Here is a 16004-nt window from a genome sequence, read left to right as displayed (position 1 = left end):
GTCAGAGATGTTGGAACAACGGTGGGAAGACCAGGACCACGATCCAGGCCCACACCGCGTAGACCGGAAGGTAGCCGGTCTGCCAGCGTTCCAGCGCCGCGAACGGGTTACGCCGCCGGACGAACCCCAGCATCAGCCACGCCGACCAGGCGAGGTTGACCAGCAGGATGACGTTCTCACCGAGCGCCGCCGCCTTGTTGGCAGTGGTGCCGTACTCACTGATCCGGTGGGTGATCTCGGCCAGCACCAGCACGTCGATGACGAGTGCGCTGACCACCAGGGCGAGTTGCAGCTTGTCGAACGGGCCGGGCGGGGCCAGCGGATCGCGGGCCGAGATCGAGTAGAGCAGCAGACCCAGCACCACGACCAGCAGCAGGTCGAACAGGATCAGCGCCTCCCGTTCGACGTCGATGCCGGCCCGGGTCCAGACGAGGACGGCGAGGAACACCAGCAGTACGGCGGTGAACAGGGGAGTGAAGATCCGGGTGAGGATGGGCGCGATGTTCTCCACCACGCTCTGCTTGGCCTCGACGAGCCACCCGGCGACCACCACCGCGGCCACCATCCCGCCGGGCAGCACCCACTGGGTGACGGCGTCCTCGGCATCGATCCCGATGGCCTGGAAGGTGCCGACGGTGAACGCGATCAGCACGCCGCCGCCGAGGGCGATGAGGACGAAGTAGACGAACCACTCCCCGGTGAACCGGATGAAGTCCATCCGCCGACGCGTCGAGCGCAGGTCGTCGGCCAGGTACGCCAGGCCGACCACGATCCACAGGGCGATCGGCAGGTGGATGTTGGTCAGTACGTACGACTGCGAGTCGGCGGCGAGCGGATAGCCGTTGGCGGCCACCGCGCCGAGCGTGAACAGCGCGACGAGTGCCCCGATCAGCGTCGGTCCGGCCCGTCGGCGCCAGGCCAGGAAGGCCGCCAGCCAGGGCAGCGCGAACAGGCTGAGGTTGGGTGCGTAGAAGGCGAAGTCCTGGTCGAACCGCAGCCCGAACAGCTCCGGCAGCTTGATCGACACCGCCGCGCCGAGGGCGCAGACGACCATCGCGACCAGATCCCGCCGGGACCGCTCGTCGACGACCGGGTCGTCGCTGCCGCCAGTCAGCACCAGTTGCTTCCACAGCCGGTCCGAGTGCTCCCGGGCGAACTCGCGGGACAGGTCGTCGAGGCGGCCCAGCCGCTTGACCGCGATCAGGAACGCCTCGTCCGGGCGCAGGCCGGTGGCGACGAGTTCGTCGACGGAGCCGCGCAGGTGGTCTTCGAGTTCGTCGGCGTCGGACCGCCGTAGTTCCGGGCGGCGCCGTACGTACTGACGCCACTGCGCGAACTGGACCTCCAGCTGATCGGGGTCGTCGGCGGTGGTCATGCCGGACCCTCCAGCGGGATCGGGGTGAACCGGCGTGCCTCGCCGGTGCCGAGCCAGATCTCCTTGAGCGTGCCGACGACGGTGTCCCACTGGCGGCGTTGCTCGGCGAGTTCGGCCAGTCCGCTGTCGGTGATCCGGTAGTACTTGCGTCGTCGTTCGCCGGGGGGTGACTGCCAGGTCGACTCGACGTGCCCGAGCCGTTCCAGCCGGTGCAGCAGTGGGTAGAGCAGTCCCTCCGTCCAGTCCAGCTCGCCGCCGGACAGCTCGTTGATCCGTCTGAGGATGGCGTAGCCGTAGCTCTCGCCCTCGGCCAGGATGCCGAGCACCATCGGCGTCGCCGACGCTGCCACGAGATCCTTGGTGACCTTCATGAGGCTCGTCGCCTCCCATGCCTAGAACCTTGATGCATCGTAGTTCTAGGTATCAGGAGCGCGCAAGGAAGCCGGCCGCCTCGGCGGGGAGAGCGCGGACGCGCGCCCCGGGATCCGGCGGCCGGCGTGCGCGGGCCTCAGAGGTGGTCGCGGACCCAGCCGGCGAGCAGCCGGGCGCAGTCGTCCACGGACTCCTGCCAGGTGCGGTCGGCGCCGGCGCCGGCCTCGTCGCTGACCTGCTTGACCAGGCGGACCGGTAGGCCGAACCGGCGGGCGGTCGAGGCCACCGCGTAGCCCTCCATGTCCACCAGTTGGGCCCGCGCGGCCAGCGCGGCGCGGGCGGCGTCGTCGGCGATGAACTGGTCGCCGGTGGCGAGCACCGGCCCGTCACCGAGAGCGAGCGGCGCCCCGACGGTCTGCCCGGTCAGCCGGCGGATGAACTCCGTGTCCAGGTCGTGCTGCAGGACGGTGCCCACCTCGTGGGTGCCGGTCCAGCCGGGGTGCAGGGCGCCGGCGGTGCCGAGGTTGACCACCGTCGACGGCGCCGGGCCCCCGGCCAGCGTCGCCGCGAGGGCGGCCGCCGCGTTGACCTTCCCCATCCCGGTGAGCAGCACCGGCAGGTCCGAGTCGAGGTGGGCGGCCTCCTCCGCGAGGGCCAGGACGAGTAGCGGTCGGTCGGTGCTGATCGTCCCTCGAAGATCCATCCGGCGATGGTAGCGGGCGCCCGGCTCGCCCCGCCGCGCGCAGGACGGCGGTCAGCGGGGGTCGTCCGGCCGTACGCGTCGAGCTGCCGGCGGAACTCGGCAAGCAGCGCGGTGAAGTTCCCCCGGTCCTCCGGGCTGGGTGAAGTAGCCGACCCGGGTGGTAGCCGGTGCGGTGGCGATCGATGAAGCCAAGCGGACCACGGGCCGCGGTCAACAGCCGCGTCTCGCCCTGCGGCGATCGGTACGGCAGACTCGGGGATCACGCGGGCGGACCGTCGACCGCGCGGGCGTCGGTCGATCCGGCGGGTGGAGGTGAGAAGTGCGCATCGCGCTGTTCGTGACCTGCCTGGCCGACACCATGTTTCCCGAGGCGGCGAAGGCCACCGTGCGGCTGCTGGAGCGCCTCGGTCACGAGGTGGTCTTCCCGGCGGAGCAGACCTGCTGCGGGCAGATGCACGTCAACACCGGGTATCAGCGCGAGGCACTGCCGTTGGTGCGCCGGCACGTGCGGACCTTCGACCCGTACGACGTGATCGTGGCGCCGTCGGGCTCGTGCGTCGGATCGGTGCGGCACCAGCATCCGATGGTGGCCCGACGGGCGGGCGACGAGCGGCTGGCCGGCCGGGCCGAGGACGTGGCGCGGCGGACGTACGAGCTGTCCGAGTTGCTGGTCGACGTGCTCGGGGTCACCGACGTGGGCGCCTACTTCCCGCACCGGGTCACCTACCACCCGACCTGCCACTCGCTGCGGATGCTGCGGGTGGGTGACCGGCCGCTGCGGCTGCTGCGCGCGGTGCGCGGACTCGACCTGGTCGCGCTGCCGGCCGCCGAGCAGTGCTGCGGGTTCGGTGGGACGTTCGCGGTGAAGAACGCCGACACCTCGACGGCGATGCTGGCGGACAAGATGCGACACGTCCTCGCCACCGGCGCGGACGTCTGCACGGCGGGGGACGCCTCGTGCCTGATGCACCTCGGCGGTGGGCTGTCCCGGCTGCGTACCGGGGTCCGGACGGTGCACCTGGCGGAGATCCTGGCCGCGACCGAGCACCGCGATACCGCCGACGGGCGGAACCGATTGGGGGTGGGGCCGTGAGCCAGGTCTTCCTCGGGATGCCGGCGACCGCGCCGGCCGGCGTGGGACACCTACGCGGTACGGAGTCCTTCCCGCGCGCCGCGCGGCGCGCCCTGGCCGACCCGCAGCTGCGCCGCAACCTCGGCCACGCCACCACCACGATCCGGGCCAAGTCGGCCGCGGTGATCGACGAGCTGCCGGACTGGGCGCAGCTGCGGGCGGCCGGCAGCGCGATCAAGACCGACGTGCTGGCCCGCCTGCCGGAGCTGCTCGTGCAGCTCGAGGCGAAGGTGACCGAGGCCGGCGGGGTGGTGCACTGGGCCGCCGACGCCAACGACGCCAACCGGATCGTCACCGACCTGGTCCGCGCCACCGGCAGCGATCGGGTCATCAAGGTCAAGTCGATGGCCACCCAGGAGATCGGGCTCAACGAGGCCCTCGCCGCCGCCGGGATCGAACCGGTGGAGACCGACCTGGCCGAGCTGATCGTCCAACTCGGCGACGACCGGCCCAGCCACATCCTGGTCCCGGCCATCCACCGCAACCGGGCCGAGATCCGGGAGATCTTCCTGCGGGCCATGCCGGGGGTGGATCCCGCGCTGACCGACGAGCCCGCCGCCCTCGCCGCGGTCGCCCGCCGCTACCTGCGGCAGACCTTCCTCAGCACGAGGGTGGCGGTCTCCGGCGCGAACTTCGCCGTGGCGCAGACCGGCACCCTCGCCGTGGTGGAGTCCGAGGGCAACGGCCGGATGTGCCTGACCCTGCCGGAAACGCTGATCACCGTGATGGGGATCGAGAAGGTGGTCCCGACCTGGCAGGACCTGGAGGTGTTCCTCCAGTTGCTGCCCCGGGCCTCGACCGGGGAGCGGATGAACCCCTACACCTCGATGTGGACCGGCGTCACCTCCGGTGACGGGCCGCAGGCGTTCCACCTGGTGCTGCTGGACAACGGGCGCAGCGCGGTGCTGGCCGACCGGACGGGCCGGCAGGCGCTGCACTGCATCCGCTGCTCGGCCTGCCTCAACGTCTGCCCGGTGTACGAGCGCACCGGCGGGCACGCGTACGGGTCGGTGTATCCGGGGCCGATCGGCGCGGTGCTGTCGCCACAGCTGACCGGGGTGGCGGACAACGCCTCCCTGCCGTACGCCTCCTCGCTCTGCGGTGCCTGCTACGACGCCTGCCCGGTCGGGATCAACATTCCGGAACTGCTCGTGCACCTGCGCGACCAGGTGCCGCACCCGCGGGCCGAGGCGACGGCGATGGCGGCCGCCGGGTACACGATGGACCGGCCTCGGCTCTACGAGGCGGCGCAGCGGGCCACCCGGCTCGGCCGGCTCGCCGGACGACGTGGGCGTGGACTGCCGCCACCGCTGACCGGCTGGACCGCCAGCCGGGACCTGCCGGAACCGCCGGAGCAGACGTTCCGGCAGTGGTGGGCGCAACGATGAACTCCCGCGATCTGGTGCTGGGCCGGCTCCGCGCCGCCCTCGCCGCCGACCCGCCGACCACGACCGGGGCGGTGCCGCGCGACTACCGGCAGTCCGGTGCGCTCGACCTCGACCGGCTGGTGCAGCGGTTGACCGACTACCGTGCCCAGGTGCACCGGGCGGCCGAGGACACCGTCGCCGAGACGATCGCCGCTCTCCTGCCGTCGGGGGCCACCGTCGTCGTACCGCCGGGTCTGCCCGCCGGCTGGCTGCCGCCGACGGTGACCGTGCTGCCCGACACCGGGCTGGACAACCGACAGATCGGCGCGGCGGACGCGGTGGTCACCGCCGCGGCGGTCGCGGTCGCCGAGACCGGCACGGTCGTCCTCGACGGCTCGCCCGACCAGGGGCGCCGGGTGATCAGCCTGCTGCCGGACCGGCACGTCTGCGTAGTCCGCGCCGGGCAGGTGGTGGCCACCGTGCCCGAGGCGCTCACCCGACTCGTCCCCCACCGGCCGCTGACCTGGATCAGCGGCCCGTCGGCCACCAGCGACATCGAACTCAACCGGGTCGAGGGCGTACACGGCCCCCGGACCCTGCACGTCGTCCTGCTGTCCTGAGCCACGGCCCGTGCCGCCGCGTGGGTCTCGGCCGCCCGGCCGGTGCTGCTGCCGGTGCGCCCGTTGCATCGACCGTGATCGAATGAAAGACTTGGTTCGAGTCGCGCTCGGAGCCGGCGCGACTCGTTGCAGCGCAAGGGGACGCGCGGGCACACCCCGCGCCGGGCCGTCCTCCTCCGGCAGATCCGACCGGGCGCCGCGCGGCGGTGCCCGTCCCCTCAGGAGGCACGGATGAATCGCACGTTCGGCGTGGTGCTGGCCGCCGCGACCTTGACCCTGGCCGCGGCGCTCGCCTCGCCCGCCGCCGCCGGGCCCGCACCCGCGGCGACCCCGGCACCGGCACCGTCACCGACCCCGGTCTGCCCGCCCGCGCTGCCGCTCAGCGCATTGGTGACCGGAGCGACCGCCACCAGCGTGACCATCACCTACAGCGCGTTCATGATCCCGCCCTGCGGCTACGACCTGCCGATCACGGTCCACCTGTTCGGCAGCCGCGACGACGCCGTCGGGTGGCAGGATCCGGTGGCCGACGGCACCTCCGGGCCGGAGCGCTTCGGCACGGTCACCGTCGGCGGGCTGACCCCGGACACCGACTACTGGTTCCGGATCAGCGACGCCACCGGCATCCGCGATCCGTACGTGATCGGTGGACCGGCGCGGACCGGAGGGCAACCGCCGTGCACCGCCACGGCCACGATCGACAGCGCGTGGGGCAGCGGCTTCGTCGCCACGGTCACCGTACGCAACACCAGCGGTGGGCAACTCGACGGCTGGCGCGTGCAGTGGCGCTGGTCCGGCGACGAGCGCATCCAGTCGGTCTGGAACGCGGTGGTGCAGACCACGGCAGCGGACGTGACGGCCGGGCACGCCGGGTACAACGGCTCGCTCGCTCCGGGCGGCTCGACCACCTTCGGGCTGCTGGCGGCGACCAGCAGCGTGCCGGCGGCTCTCGCGCTCACCTGTGCGGGCTCGTCCTGACGCACCCGGCGGCGCATCCGGCCGCATGGGGGATTGTGAATGCGTTACCCGGTGGTAACGATGTCGTGTCATGGACTCCGCCCTGACCTTGATCGGACTACCCGTCGCACTCGGCATCATCATGCTCGGTCTGGGTCTCGGCCTGACCGTCGCCGACTTCCGCCGGGTGGCCCACCACCCGAAGGCCGCCGTCATCGCGCTGGTGTGCCAGATCCTGCTGCTGCCGGCGCTCTGCTTCGGCCTGGTACTCGCCTTCGGCCTGCCGCCGGCGTTGGCCGTCGGGATGATGCTGCTCGCGGCATCACCCGGCGGCACCACCGCCAACCTCTACAGCCACCTGTTCGGCGGGCACGTGGCCCTCAACATCACCCTGACCGCGATCAACTCGGTGCTGGCCGTGTTCACCCTGCCGATCGTGGTCAACCTGTCGGCCGGCTACTTCCTCGGTGACGGCCGGAGCCTCGGCCTGCAGTTCGACAAGGTGTTGCAGGTCTTCGCCATCGTGCTGGTACCGGTGGTCGTCGGCATGCTGATCCGGTCCCGGTGGCCGCGGGTGGCCGAGAACCTGAACCGGCCGGTACGGATCCTGTCGGTCGTGGTGCTGGTCGCGGTGATCGCCGGTGCCGTGCTCGGTGACCGGGACAACCTCGCCGACTACTTCGTCTCGGTCGGCCTGGCGGTGTTGGCCTTCAACGTACTCAGCCTCGCCATCGGCTACGGGGTGCCCCGGCTGGCCGGCGTCGAGCGCAGCGCCGCCAAGGCGGCCGGATTCGAGATCGGCATCCACAACAGCACCCTGGCCATCACGATCGCGCTCAGCCCGGCGCTGCTCGACGACACCCAGATGGCGGTACCGGCGGCCGTCTACGGCATCGTCATGTTCTTCACCGCCGCCGCCTTCGGCTACCTGGTCAACCGGTGGGGTGCCCGGTCCGCCACCACCTCCGGCGAGCCGGCCGCGACCTGAGACCGGGCCATCCACCCCGGCCGTGACCTGAGACCGGGCCATCCACCCCGGCCGTGACCTGAGACCCCGGGCCAGACACCGACTGTCGTGACGCGGACACCCACCGGTGGGTCGGGTGGCGTGCCCTGCCTGTGCAACGATCGTTGAGCGTCATGCCGACCGCCCGGCTCCGCCGGCCAGCGCTGCGTCCCGAGTACGGGCAGACGCGGAATGGCACCCCACCTCGTACCCCTTTGGAGAGCACGATGCCCCTCTCTCCGGCTCGGGTCCTCGCCGCGCTGAACGCGGTGCGACCCCCCGACCAGGCGTCTCCGGTCATGGACAAGGCCGTCGTGATCGGCGGCAGCATCGCCGGGATGCTCGCCGCCCGGGTGCTGGCCGACCACGCGCAGAGCGTGGTGGTCATCGACCGGGACGACCTGCATGTGACCGGCCAGCGTCTCGGTGTCCCGCAGGGCACCCAGCTGCACGCGTTGCTGCCCGGCGGCTTCCTCCAGTTGGAACGGCTCTTCCCCGGCTTCCGGGAGCAGGCCGTGGCGCAGGGGGCGGTCGAGGCGCCGCCCGCGGCCCGCCGGAACTACCTCGACGGCCGGCTGAAGGTCGGCGTGCCCGACGACGCGGACAGCCTGGCCGGCAGCCGGCCGCTGCTGGAGGGGCTGATCCGGCAGCAGGTACTGCGGCTGCCCAACGTCAAGACGGTCACCGCCCGCGCCACCGGACTGGTCTTCGACGGCGCGGTGACCACCGGGGTGCGCTACGACGTCGGTGGTGCGGCCGGCGTCGAGCACGCCGACCTGGTGGTGGACGCGATGGGCCGGTCGAGCCGGCTGTCGGACTGGTTGGCGCAGGCCGGCTGGGAGCGTCCCCCGATGCGGCGGATGCCCGTACACCTCAACTACGCCACCGCCCTGTTCCGCCGCCGGGAGGCGAACCCGGAGCACACCGTGGTCCTGGCGCTGCACAGCCCGCGGATGTCCTCGGACGTGGCCGGCGCGGCGTTCTTCGCGATCGAGGACGGCCGGTGGATGGCGATGATGGCCGGCTACGCGGAGAACCGGCCGGGACGTACCGCCGAGGACTTCGTACGCCGACTGCGTGAGCAGTTCCCACCCGAGTTCCGGGAGGTGGCCGACAGCGAGCTGCTCGGCGACGTGCAGACCTACCGGCACGCCGACAGCCGGCGGCGCGACTTCCACGAGTTGCCGCGGTTCCCGGCCGGGCTGGTGCCGATCGGCGACGCGGTCGCCTCGTTCAATCCGGTGTACGGGCAGGGCATCACCGCGGCGGCGCTGCACGCGGCCTGCCTGTCGTGGTATCTGCGGCCGGGGCCGGACCTGCGGATGCCGGCCCGTGAGTTCCTGGCCCTGCAGCGGGTCGTCGTCGACGCCGCCTGGTCGATCTCGACCTCCGCCGACCTGGCGCTGCCGCACGTGACCGGTCCCTACCCGCGCGGCTACCGGCTCTCCAGCTGGGTCAGTCGGCAGATCGTCGCGGCGACCGTCACCGACGTGGCGATCGCCCGGCGGTTCAACGACGTGGTCTCCATGCGTGCGCACCCGAGTTCGCTGGCCACCCCCGGTGTCCTGCTGGGTGCCCTGCGGGCGAACCTCCGGGCGCGCTGACCGGCATCGCGGCCGGGGGCGCCCGGCCACGGCTGGTGCTCGGTCCGACCGGCGGGCAGAGTTACTCCCGTCGACTCTCCAGTGGAACGGAGTGCATGGTGGCGTACGTCTTCCTGCTGCTCGCCATCGCGGCCGAGGTCACCGGCACGAGCCTGCTCAAGGCCACCGAGGGGTTCACCCGGCTGTGGCCCACCGTCGGGCTGGTCGTGGCCTACCTGACGGCGTTCGCGCTGCTGGCGCAGGCGGTCAAGGGGATCGAGGTCGGCGTCGCGTACGCCGTCTGGTCGGGGCTGGGCACCGCCGCCATCGTGGCCATCGGCGCGGCGGTGCTCGGTGAACCGTTGACGGTCACCAAGGTGGTCGGTGTCGGCCTGGTCATCGCCGGTGTCGTGCTGCTCAACCTGCGGGCGGCCCACTGACCCGCCCGCCCGGGGGGGGCAGTGGGCCGGTGGCGGACCGAGCCGGCCGGCGGGTGTCGTACGCTGCCCTCGTGGTCAGGGTCGGTGCGACGGAGCCGGTGGCGGCGCGGGTGGCCGCCGTGGCACTGCTGGTCGTGCTGTTCGTGCTGCACGTCTGGCAGTGCGTGGCCGGCGCCGACCTGCCGCGTCCACTCGCCGCGGCGGCGTCCGGAACCATGGTGACCGTCGACGCCCAGTGGTCCGCTGTGTCCGGCCCGGCGCCCGTCGATCGGTCCGTCGCGACCGTCGCGGTGGTGCCGTCGCCGGCCGACCCGATGTCGGCGGTGGGCGACGGGCCGGTTGCGCCGGTGCTCGGCGAGGTCGTGCGGGGGGCCTGTCTGGTCCTGCTGACCGTGGCCACCGTGCTCTCGCTCGGCGCCCTGCGGCGATGGATGCTGCGTGCCCCGGTGCACCGGGCACCGGCTGACCGGGCGCCGGACCGCCCGTGGGCCGGGTGGGATCTGTCCCGGCTGTGCGTGCTGCGTACGTAGGCCGACGCCGAGCTTCGCGACCAGCACTCCGGGCCGACGTCGGTAGGTGAACGGGGTCGGCTGGTCGGTGTCCTGGTCGGTGCCGTCCTTCCGGTGCCCCTGACCGGCCTCGGCGTCGGTGGCGGCAGGGTCGCGGCAGTCTCGTCGTCAGAGGACCATGTGAACGACACGATCACCTACATGTTGGCCGTGCCCGGCATCTGCTGTGATCGGTGCGAGTCGGCGGTGCGCCGGATCCTGGAGGCCCTGCCGGGGGTGCACCGGGCCCACGTCTCCGTCGCGGCCGGTCGCGCCGTGGTGGACGCCGATCCGGTGCGGGTGACCGCCGCGCTCCTGGCCACGGCGCTCGGTGCGGCCGGCTATCCGGCCCGGTTGGAACGGCTCTGACCGACTCGACAGCGACGTTCGACGGGGTGGCGATCCCGTCGAGCCGACCGGGATAGTTGCACTCATTGCAATGTCAGCATATGTTGTCGGCGACGGCTTCGGTGGAAGGGGCGCGGGATGGGTGCCGGGCACGACCACGGGCAGCAGGTGCTGCGCGCGGGGGAGAAGCATCGCGGACGGTTGTGGGCGGCCTTCGCCCTGCTGGCCGTGTTCATGGTGGTGGAGGCGATCGGGGCCTGGGTGACGGGCTCGCTGGCGTTGCTCTCCGACGCCGGGCACATGTTCACCGACGTGCTCGGCATCGGGATGGCGCTGGCCGCGATCACCGCGGCCAGCCGCGCCGCCCGGGACGGCCAGCGCACCTTCGGGCTGTACCGGATGGAGGTCCTGGCCGCCCTGGCGAACGCGGTACTGCTGTTCGGCGTCGCCGTCTACGTGGTCGTCGAGGCGGTCCGCCGGCTCGGCGAACCGCCGGAGGTGCTGGTCGGCCCGATGCTGGCCGTCGCCGTGGCCGGGTTGCTGGCCAACATCGTGGCCTTCCTGCTGCTGCGTTCCGGCGCGCAGGAGAGCCTGAACGTGCGCGGGGCGTACCTCGAGGTCCTCGGCGACCTGCTGGCCTCGGTCGGCGTGATCGTCGCCGCTGGGGTGATCGCACTGACCGGCTGGTGGTACGCCGACCCGATCGTCGCCGTGGCGGTGGGCGTGTTCATCCTGCCCCGTACCTACCGGCTGGGCCGGGCCGCCCTACGGGTGCTGGTGCAGGCCGCGCCGCCGCACGTGGACGTCGCCGAGGTCCGTGAGGGGCTGCACGGGGTGGCCGGTGTGGCCGACGTCCACGACCTGCACGTGTGGACCCTGACCTCGGGCATGGAGGTCGCCTCGGCGCACCTGACCCTGACCTCCGGCGCGGACCTGGCCACGGTGTTGGGCGCCGCCCGGCAACTGCTGCACGACCGCTTCGAGATCGAACACGCCACGTTGCAGGTGGAACCGCAGGGCGCCGACGGCGTCTGTGACGGGGCTCATTGGTGACATTCCGGATGGAACCACCGGCTATCCTGCGCCGACTACCAGGGAAACCGCCCGCCTACCGGGAGAACTTCGTGAACCGCCCGCCGCACCGTCCCGCCCCGCTGCCCGTGGGCGAGGCGTCCGCGTCGGCCGCCGTACCGCCGGTGGCCCGGCGATGAGCCGGCCCGCCGTGCTGCGCCGGCCGGTACTGCTGCCCGCCGCCACGGTCCTGCTCGCCGCCGGGGTCGGGGCGCTGCTGCTGCGCTGGGGCGGGGGCAGCACCCCGCCGACCCCACCCGGGCTGCCCGAGCCGGACCGCACCGCCGCGTGGCTGCTGCCGGCCGCCCGGCTCGGCATGCAACTCGGCGCGGTGAGCACCGTCGGCCTGTTGCTCGCCGCCGCCGTGCTCTCTCCGCGTGACGAGGGCGGTCGGCTCTCCGTGCTGGGCTACCGCCGGCTGCGCGCCGCGGCGTCGACGGCGGCCCTGTGGGCGGTCTGCGCCGCGGTCGCGGTCTGCTACACCCTGGTCGACCTGTTCGGGTTGCCCGCGTCGCAGGTGCTCTCGGTCCGGGCGGTGCTCAACTTCGTCGGTACCCTGCCGCTGGGGCAGGCGTTGGCGACCAGCACGGCGCTCGCCCTGCTCACGGCGGTGATCGCGGCCCGTAGCCTGCGCCCGGCGGGAGCCTGGGTGGCGTTGGCGACCGCGCTGGCGGCGGTGCTGCCGCCGGTCTTCACCGGGCACGCCGCCTCGGCCAGCAACCACCAGCTGGCCGTCTCCGGCCTGCTTCTGCACGTCGTGCCGACCACGCTCTGGGCCGGTGGTCTGCTCGCGCTGGCGGTCACCGCCCGGGGCAGCGCGGCGGATCTCGCCGTCGCGGTCCGCCGGTTCTCCCCGCTGGCACTGAGCTGCCTGGTCGCCGTCGGCGCCTCCGGGGTGGTGTCGGCGGCCGTGCGGCTGACCGGCCCGGGCGACCTGACCGGCACCCGCTACGGGCAACTGCTGCTGGTCAAGATCGCCGTGTTGGCCGCGGTCGCGGTGCTCGGGCTGCTGCACCGCCGCCGGGCCGTCCCCGCCCTGCTCGCCGGCCGGCGACGCCCGTTCCGGCGGGTCGCGGTCGTGGAGACGCTGCTGTTCGGCGCCGCGCTCGGCACCGCCGTGGCGCTGTCGCGTACGCCCGCCCCGCTCGGCGGGACCGAGGAGGACGTGGCCACCGCGCTGCTCGGTTTCCCGATGCCCCCGCCGCTGAGCGTCGAGACGGTGGCCCGACTCTGGCTGCCCGAACCGCTGATCATCGCGGTCGCCCTGGCTGCGGCCGGGCTCTACCTGGCCGGGGCGTGGCGGCTGCACCGTCGCGGTGACGCCTGGCCGATCGCCCGTACCGCGCTGTGGCTGGCCGGCTGCGCGGTGATCGTCGTCGCCACCTCCAGCGGGTTGGCCCGGTACGGGCCGGTGCTGTTCTCCGTGCACATGGTGCAGCACCTGCTGTTGATGATGGTCGCGCCGATCCTGCTCGTCCTGGCCGGTCCGGTCACCCTCGCGTTGCGGGCGCTGCGCCCGTCGGCGGACCCGCGCTGGCCCGGCCCCCGCGAGTGGCTGTCGGTGGCCCTGCACTCCCCGGTGTCCCGGGCGTTGACCCATCCGGTGGTGGCGCTCGCCCTCTACGTGGCCAGTCTGTACCTGCTCTACTTCACCGGCCTGTACGAACTGGCGGTCCGCTCGCACGCCGCCCACCTGGCGATGGTCGTCCACTTCCTCGGCGTCGGGTACCTCTTCTTCTGGGCCGTCATCGGCGTCGATCCGGCGCCGCGCCGGATCCCGCATCCGCTGAAGATGGTGCTGGTGCTGATCAGCATGGTGTTGCACGCCTTCCTCGGTGTCGCGCTCATGCAGTCGGCCACCGTGCTCGCGGCCGACTGGTGGGCCGCGCTGGACCGGCCGTGGGGGCCGACCCCGTTGCAGGACCAGTGGGCGGCGGGCGGGATCGCCTGGTCCTTCGGTGAGCTGCCCACGGTGATCGTGATGGGCGCGCTGCTGTATCAGTGGATCAAGGCTGATCAGCGGGAGGCCCGCCGCCGGGACCGGGTCGCCGACCGGGCCGAGGCGCAGGGGCGCGAGGATCCCGAACTCGCCGCGTACAACCGGATGCTGGCCGAGTTGGCCGAGCGGGATCGCCGAGTGGGGCGATGAACCCTCCCGTCCCGCCCTGCGATGACCTGACCGGTTTGTTACCTGAAGTCCGGATTCGTGAGCCACGCCGGGGGAATGGCCGGCGGGGCGGGGTCGTTGTAACCAGCCGACGCCCCGAGCAGCGCCATCCCCGGCCGCTCGGGATCCTCCCTGACGCACGCCGCCGGCCCCCCGGCCGGTGCGCGCTGCCATCCCCCGGACGAGAGGTGAGCACGATGACCACGAACACCCGTTGGCTGCCGGACCTCACCCGCACCCCGCTGCTGCGCAAGACCGCCCTCGCGGTCGCCGGCCTGGCCGTGGCCGGCGGCGCGCTAGCCGGCCCGGCCGTCGCGGCGCACGCCGCGCCGGTATCGCCGGACAAGGCGACCGTCGCCGACCGGGACGCCGGCAAGCGATCCGCCGGCAAGGAACTCGACTTCCGGTACGGCTACCAGGAGACCTACTTCTACTGCGCGCCGGCGGCCACCAAGATGGCCCTGTCCGCGCTCGGCAAGGATCTCAGCCAGGACGAGCTGGCGAAGAAGCTGGGCACCACCGAGGCGGGTACGAACTCCGCCCTGGAGACCACCCGGGTGCTCAAGGACGTCAGCGGCAAGGACTACCGCACGGTCGAGATCCGTGGCGAGAAGGCCGACAAGGCCGAGATCGATAAGCTGCGCGAGGACGCGGTACGGGCCATCGACGACCGGCGCCCGGTGGTGGCCAACATCATCGGCACCGGGGTCGACACCGACGGCGACGCCCACTCCTACCCGGGCGGGCACTACGTGACCGTGGTCGGCTACCGCGACGGCGGGGACACCGTGAAGATCGGTGACTCCTGGTCGGAGAAGGGCCAGTACTGGATCAGCACCGACAAGCTGGCCAACTGGATCGCCTCCCGCGGCTACTCCGCATGACCGACACCGACAACCGGCAGGGCCGGACCCGGGTACGGGTCCGGCCCTGCCGCGTCGTCGGCTCTCAGCTGGCTGGCAGGAAACGCGTACAGCATTGGCGGCATCCACAGGGAAGGTTGGCACCCGCATGACGAGGAACACCCGGCTGACGTTGGCGATGATCCTGGTGGTGATCCTCGCCCTGCTCGGCCTGACCGCCGTCAACCGTAACAGCGGCCCGCGCCCGACCAGCGGTGCCGGCGCGGAGGTCGACCCGGCGGTGCTGGTCCGCGAGGACAGCCACCGGCTCTCCACCGCCCCCGATGGCAAGGTCACCCTGGTCGAGTTCCTCGACTTCGAGTGCGAGGCGTGCGGCGCCGTCTATCCGGCGATCAAGGAGATCCTGGACACCTACCAGGATCGGCTCACCTTCGTGGTGCGCTACTTCCCGATCCCCAGCCACCCCAACGCGGAGCTGGCCGCACGGGCCGCGCAGGCCGCCGCCGAGCAGGGCCGGTTCGCCGAGATGTACACCGTGCTCTTCGAGAACCAGGAGGCGTGGGGGCACCAGCGCACCCCGCAGACCGAGACGTTCGTCGAGTACGCGCGCACCCTCGGCCTGGACGTCGACCGGTTCCGGCGTGACCTGGACGACCCGGCCGTCGCCGCCCGGGTGGCCAGCGACCGCGCCGACGGCGAGACCGCCGGAGTGCAGGGCACCCCGACGTTCTTCCTCAACGGTCGGCAGCTGACCGAGATCCGAACCCAGGCGGACATGATCGCCGCCATCGACGCCGCGCTCGCCCGATGACCGCCACCGCCGAGCGTCGCGGGGACACCACGGCGCCAGCCGGATTCCTCGCCCGGGTGACCGCCTGGGTGCTCGCCCTCGGCGGCGGCGTCGGCCTGCTGGCCGCCGGCACCCTCACCGTCGAGAAGATCAACCTGCTGGCCGACGCCGACTACGTGCCGACGTGCAGCATCAACCCGATCCTGTCCTGCGGTTCGGTGATGACCACGCCGCAGGCCGCCGCCTTCGGCATCCCCAACCCGCTGCTCGGCATCGCCGGCTTCGCCGTGGTCACCACCCTCGGTGTGCTGCTGCTCGGCGGCGTACGCCTGCCCCGCTGGGCGTGGCTCGGCCTGCAGGCCGGCGCCACCTTCGGCGTGGTCTTCGTGCACTGGCTGATCTACCAGAGCCTGTACGTCATCTCGGCGCTCTGCCCGTACTGCATGGTGGTCTGGGTCGTCACCATCGCGATCTTCCTCTACACCACGCTGCGCAACCTGCGTGAACTCCCGTCCTCGTCGCCGCTGTCCCGACTGGCCGGGCTCGCCGGCTACCACAGCGTCATCCTGGTCGCCTGGTACGTGGTGATCCTGCTGGCCATCCTGGTGCGGTTCTGGGACTACTGGTCCACGCTGGGCTGAGCGGAAGCTGCCGATGTCGTC

At 72.5% G+C, this 16004-nt stretch carries 17 protein-coding genes; 14 read left to right on the top strand and 3 right to left on the bottom strand.

Features of this window, described 5'->3' with window-relative positions; genetic code table 11:
- Position 1: 1 nt before the first annotated feature.
- The 3 genes from D2L64_RS07900 to D2L64_RS07890 form a co-directional block, all read right to left on the bottom strand.
- Entirely contained in the window at positions 2-1375 is a 1374-nt protein-coding gene (locus D2L64_RS07900) for a permease prefix domain 1-containing protein (protein WP_119574052.1), read from the bottom strand.
- Positions 1372-1746 carry a PadR family transcriptional regulator gene (locus tag D2L64_RS07895; protein WP_119574051.1) on the bottom strand — a complete coding sequence of 125 codons (375 nt, stop codon included), beginning with the start codon at positions 1744-1746 and terminating at the stop codon, positions 1372-1374. Before D2L64_RS07895 ends, D2L64_RS07900 begins: the two co-directional genes overlap by 4 nt.
- Positions 1747-1883: 137 nt before the next feature.
- Complete coding sequence (locus tag D2L64_RS07890; protein ID WP_119574050.1) at positions 1884-2450, bottom strand: nucleosidase; 567 nt, start codon at positions 2448-2450, stop codon at positions 1884-1886.
- Positions 2451-2769: 319 nt separating this feature from the next.
- Here D2L64_RS07890 and D2L64_RS07885 point away from each other — a divergent pair, with 319 nt between their 5' ends.
- The 14 genes from D2L64_RS07885 (at position 2770) to D2L64_RS07820 (ending at position 15983) form a co-directional block, all read left to right on the top strand.
- The gene (locus D2L64_RS07885) at positions 2770-3543 is read left to right on the top strand and encodes a (Fe-S)-binding protein (protein ID WP_119574049.1); all 774 of its coding nucleotides are present in this window, start codon (positions 2770-2772) and stop codon (positions 3541-3543) included.
- Between the two features lie 17 nt (positions 3544-3560).
- Complete coding sequence (locus D2L64_RS07880) at positions 3561-4970, top strand: lactate utilization protein B (RefSeq protein ID WP_119574133.1); 1410 nt, start codon at positions 3561-3563, stop codon at positions 4968-4970.
- Positions 4967-5569 carry a LutC/YkgG family protein gene (locus tag D2L64_RS07875; RefSeq protein ID WP_119574048.1) on the top strand — a complete coding sequence of 201 codons (603 nt, stop codon included), beginning with the start codon at positions 4967-4969 and terminating at the stop codon, positions 5567-5569. The genes D2L64_RS07880 and D2L64_RS07875 overlap by 4 nt, the downstream gene beginning before the upstream one ends.
- Before the next feature lie 231 nt (positions 5570-5800).
- Positions 5801-6547: a cellulose binding domain-containing protein gene (locus D2L64_RS07870; protein ID WP_119574047.1), complete on the top strand. Its 747-nt coding sequence runs from the start codon at positions 5801-5803 to the stop codon at positions 6545-6547.
- 70 nt (positions 6548-6617) lie between these two features.
- Positions 6618-7514 carry a bile acid:sodium symporter family protein gene (locus tag D2L64_RS07865; RefSeq protein ID WP_119574046.1) on the top strand — a complete coding sequence of 299 codons (897 nt, stop codon included), beginning with the start codon at positions 6618-6620 and terminating at the stop codon, positions 7512-7514.
- A 245-nt stretch (positions 7515-7759) separates the two neighbouring features.
- Positions 7760-9136 carry an FAD-dependent oxidoreductase gene (locus tag D2L64_RS07860; protein WP_199714462.1) on the top strand — a complete coding sequence of 459 codons (1377 nt, stop codon included), beginning with the start codon at positions 7760-7762 and terminating at the stop codon, positions 9134-9136.
- A 98-nt stretch (positions 9137-9234) separates the two neighbouring features.
- Entirely contained in the window at positions 9235-9555 is a 321-nt protein-coding gene (locus tag D2L64_RS07855; protein WP_119574132.1) for a DMT family transporter, read from the top strand.
- A gap of 71 nt (positions 9556-9626) precedes the next feature.
- Positions 9627-10085 (top strand): hypothetical protein, encoded by a 459-nt coding sequence (locus tag D2L64_RS07850; protein WP_147376209.1) that lies wholly within the window; start codon positions 9627-9629, stop codon positions 10083-10085.
- 159 nt (positions 10086-10244) lie between these two features.
- Positions 10245-10472 (top strand): heavy-metal-associated domain-containing protein, encoded by a 228-nt coding sequence (locus D2L64_RS07845; protein ID WP_119574043.1) that lies wholly within the window; start codon positions 10245-10247, stop codon positions 10470-10472.
- A gap of 117 nt (positions 10473-10589) precedes the next feature.
- Positions 10590-11504 (top strand): cation diffusion facilitator family transporter, encoded by a 915-nt coding sequence (locus D2L64_RS07840; protein WP_119574042.1) that lies wholly within the window; start codon positions 10590-10592, stop codon positions 11502-11504.
- Between the two features lie 154 nt (positions 11505-11658).
- A complete protein-coding gene (locus tag D2L64_RS07835) occupies positions 11659-13671 on the top strand; it encodes a cytochrome c oxidase assembly protein (protein ID WP_119574041.1) in 2013 nt (670 codons plus the stop codon).
- A 215-nt stretch (positions 13672-13886) separates the two neighbouring features.
- Positions 13887-14573 carry a C39 family peptidase gene (locus tag D2L64_RS07830; protein WP_119574040.1) on the top strand — a complete coding sequence of 229 codons (687 nt, stop codon included), beginning with the start codon at positions 13887-13889 and terminating at the stop codon, positions 14571-14573.
- A gap of 127 nt (positions 14574-14700) precedes the next feature.
- Positions 14701-15363 carry a DsbA family protein gene (locus tag D2L64_RS07825; protein ID WP_119574039.1) on the top strand — a complete coding sequence of 221 codons (663 nt, stop codon included), beginning with the start codon at positions 14701-14703 and terminating at the stop codon, positions 15361-15363.
- Positions 15360-15983: a vitamin K epoxide reductase family protein gene (locus D2L64_RS07820; RefSeq protein WP_119574038.1), complete on the top strand. Its 624-nt coding sequence runs from the start codon at positions 15360-15362 to the stop codon at positions 15981-15983. Before D2L64_RS07825 ends, D2L64_RS07820 begins: the two co-directional genes overlap by 4 nt.
- The last annotated feature ends 21 nt before the right edge of the window (positions 15984-16004 follow it).

The sequence above is a fragment of the Micromonospora radicis genome (genome assembly GCF_003583405.1).
Taxonomy (GTDB): domain Bacteria; phylum Actinomycetota; class Actinomycetes; order Mycobacteriales; family Micromonosporaceae; genus Micromonospora; species Micromonospora radicis.
Note: the sequence above shows the minus strand (reverse complement) of the source record. Positions and strands in the feature narration are given on the sequence as shown.

What these genes read in the sequence shown, in the direction of transcription:
- D2L64_RS07890 (WP_119574050.1), bottom strand. Translation starts at nt 2,450, where the DNA reads ATGGATCTTCGAGGGACGATCAGCACCGACCGACCGCTACTCGTCCTG.
- D2L64_RS07840 (WP_119574042.1), top strand. Translation starts at nt 10,590, where the DNA reads ATGGGTGCCGGGCACGACCACGGGCAGCAGGTGCTGCGCGCGGGGGAG.
- D2L64_RS07830 (WP_119574040.1), top strand. Translation starts at nt 13,887, where the DNA reads ATGACCACGAACACCCGTTGGCTGCCGGACCTCACCCGCACCCCGCTG.
- D2L64_RS07860 (WP_199714462.1), top strand. Translation starts at nt 7,760, where the DNA reads ATGCCCCTCTCTCCGGCTCGGGTCCTCGCCGCGCTGAACGCGGTGCGA.
- D2L64_RS07825 (WP_119574039.1), top strand. Translation starts at nt 14,701, where the DNA reads ATGACGAGGAACACCCGGCTGACGTTGGCGATGATCCTGGTGGTGATC.
- D2L64_RS07895 (WP_119574051.1), bottom strand. Translation starts at nt 1,746, where the DNA reads ATGAAGGTCACCAAGGATCTCGTGGCAGCGTCGGCGACGCCGATGGTG.
- D2L64_RS07875 (WP_119574048.1), top strand. Translation starts at nt 4,967, where the DNA reads ATGAACTCCCGCGATCTGGTGCTGGGCCGGCTCCGCGCCGCCCTCGCC.
- D2L64_RS07870 (WP_119574047.1), top strand. Translation starts at nt 5,801, where the DNA reads ATGAATCGCACGTTCGGCGTGGTGCTGGCCGCCGCGACCTTGACCCTG.
- D2L64_RS07880 (WP_119574133.1), top strand. Translation starts at nt 3,561, where the DNA reads ATGCCGGCGACCGCGCCGGCCGGCGTGGGACACCTACGCGGTACGGAG.
- D2L64_RS07900 (WP_119574052.1), bottom strand. Translation starts at nt 1,375, where the DNA reads ATGACCACCGCCGACGACCCCGATCAGCTGGAGGTCCAGTTCGCGCAG.
- D2L64_RS07820 (WP_119574038.1), top strand. Translation starts at nt 15,360, where the DNA reads ATGACCGCCACCGCCGAGCGTCGCGGGGACACCACGGCGCCAGCCGGA.
- D2L64_RS07835 (WP_119574041.1), top strand. Translation starts at nt 11,659, where the DNA reads ATGAGCCGGCCCGCCGTGCTGCGCCGGCCGGTACTGCTGCCCGCCGCC.
- D2L64_RS07865 (WP_119574046.1), top strand. Translation starts at nt 6,618, where the DNA reads ATGGACTCCGCCCTGACCTTGATCGGACTACCCGTCGCACTCGGCATC.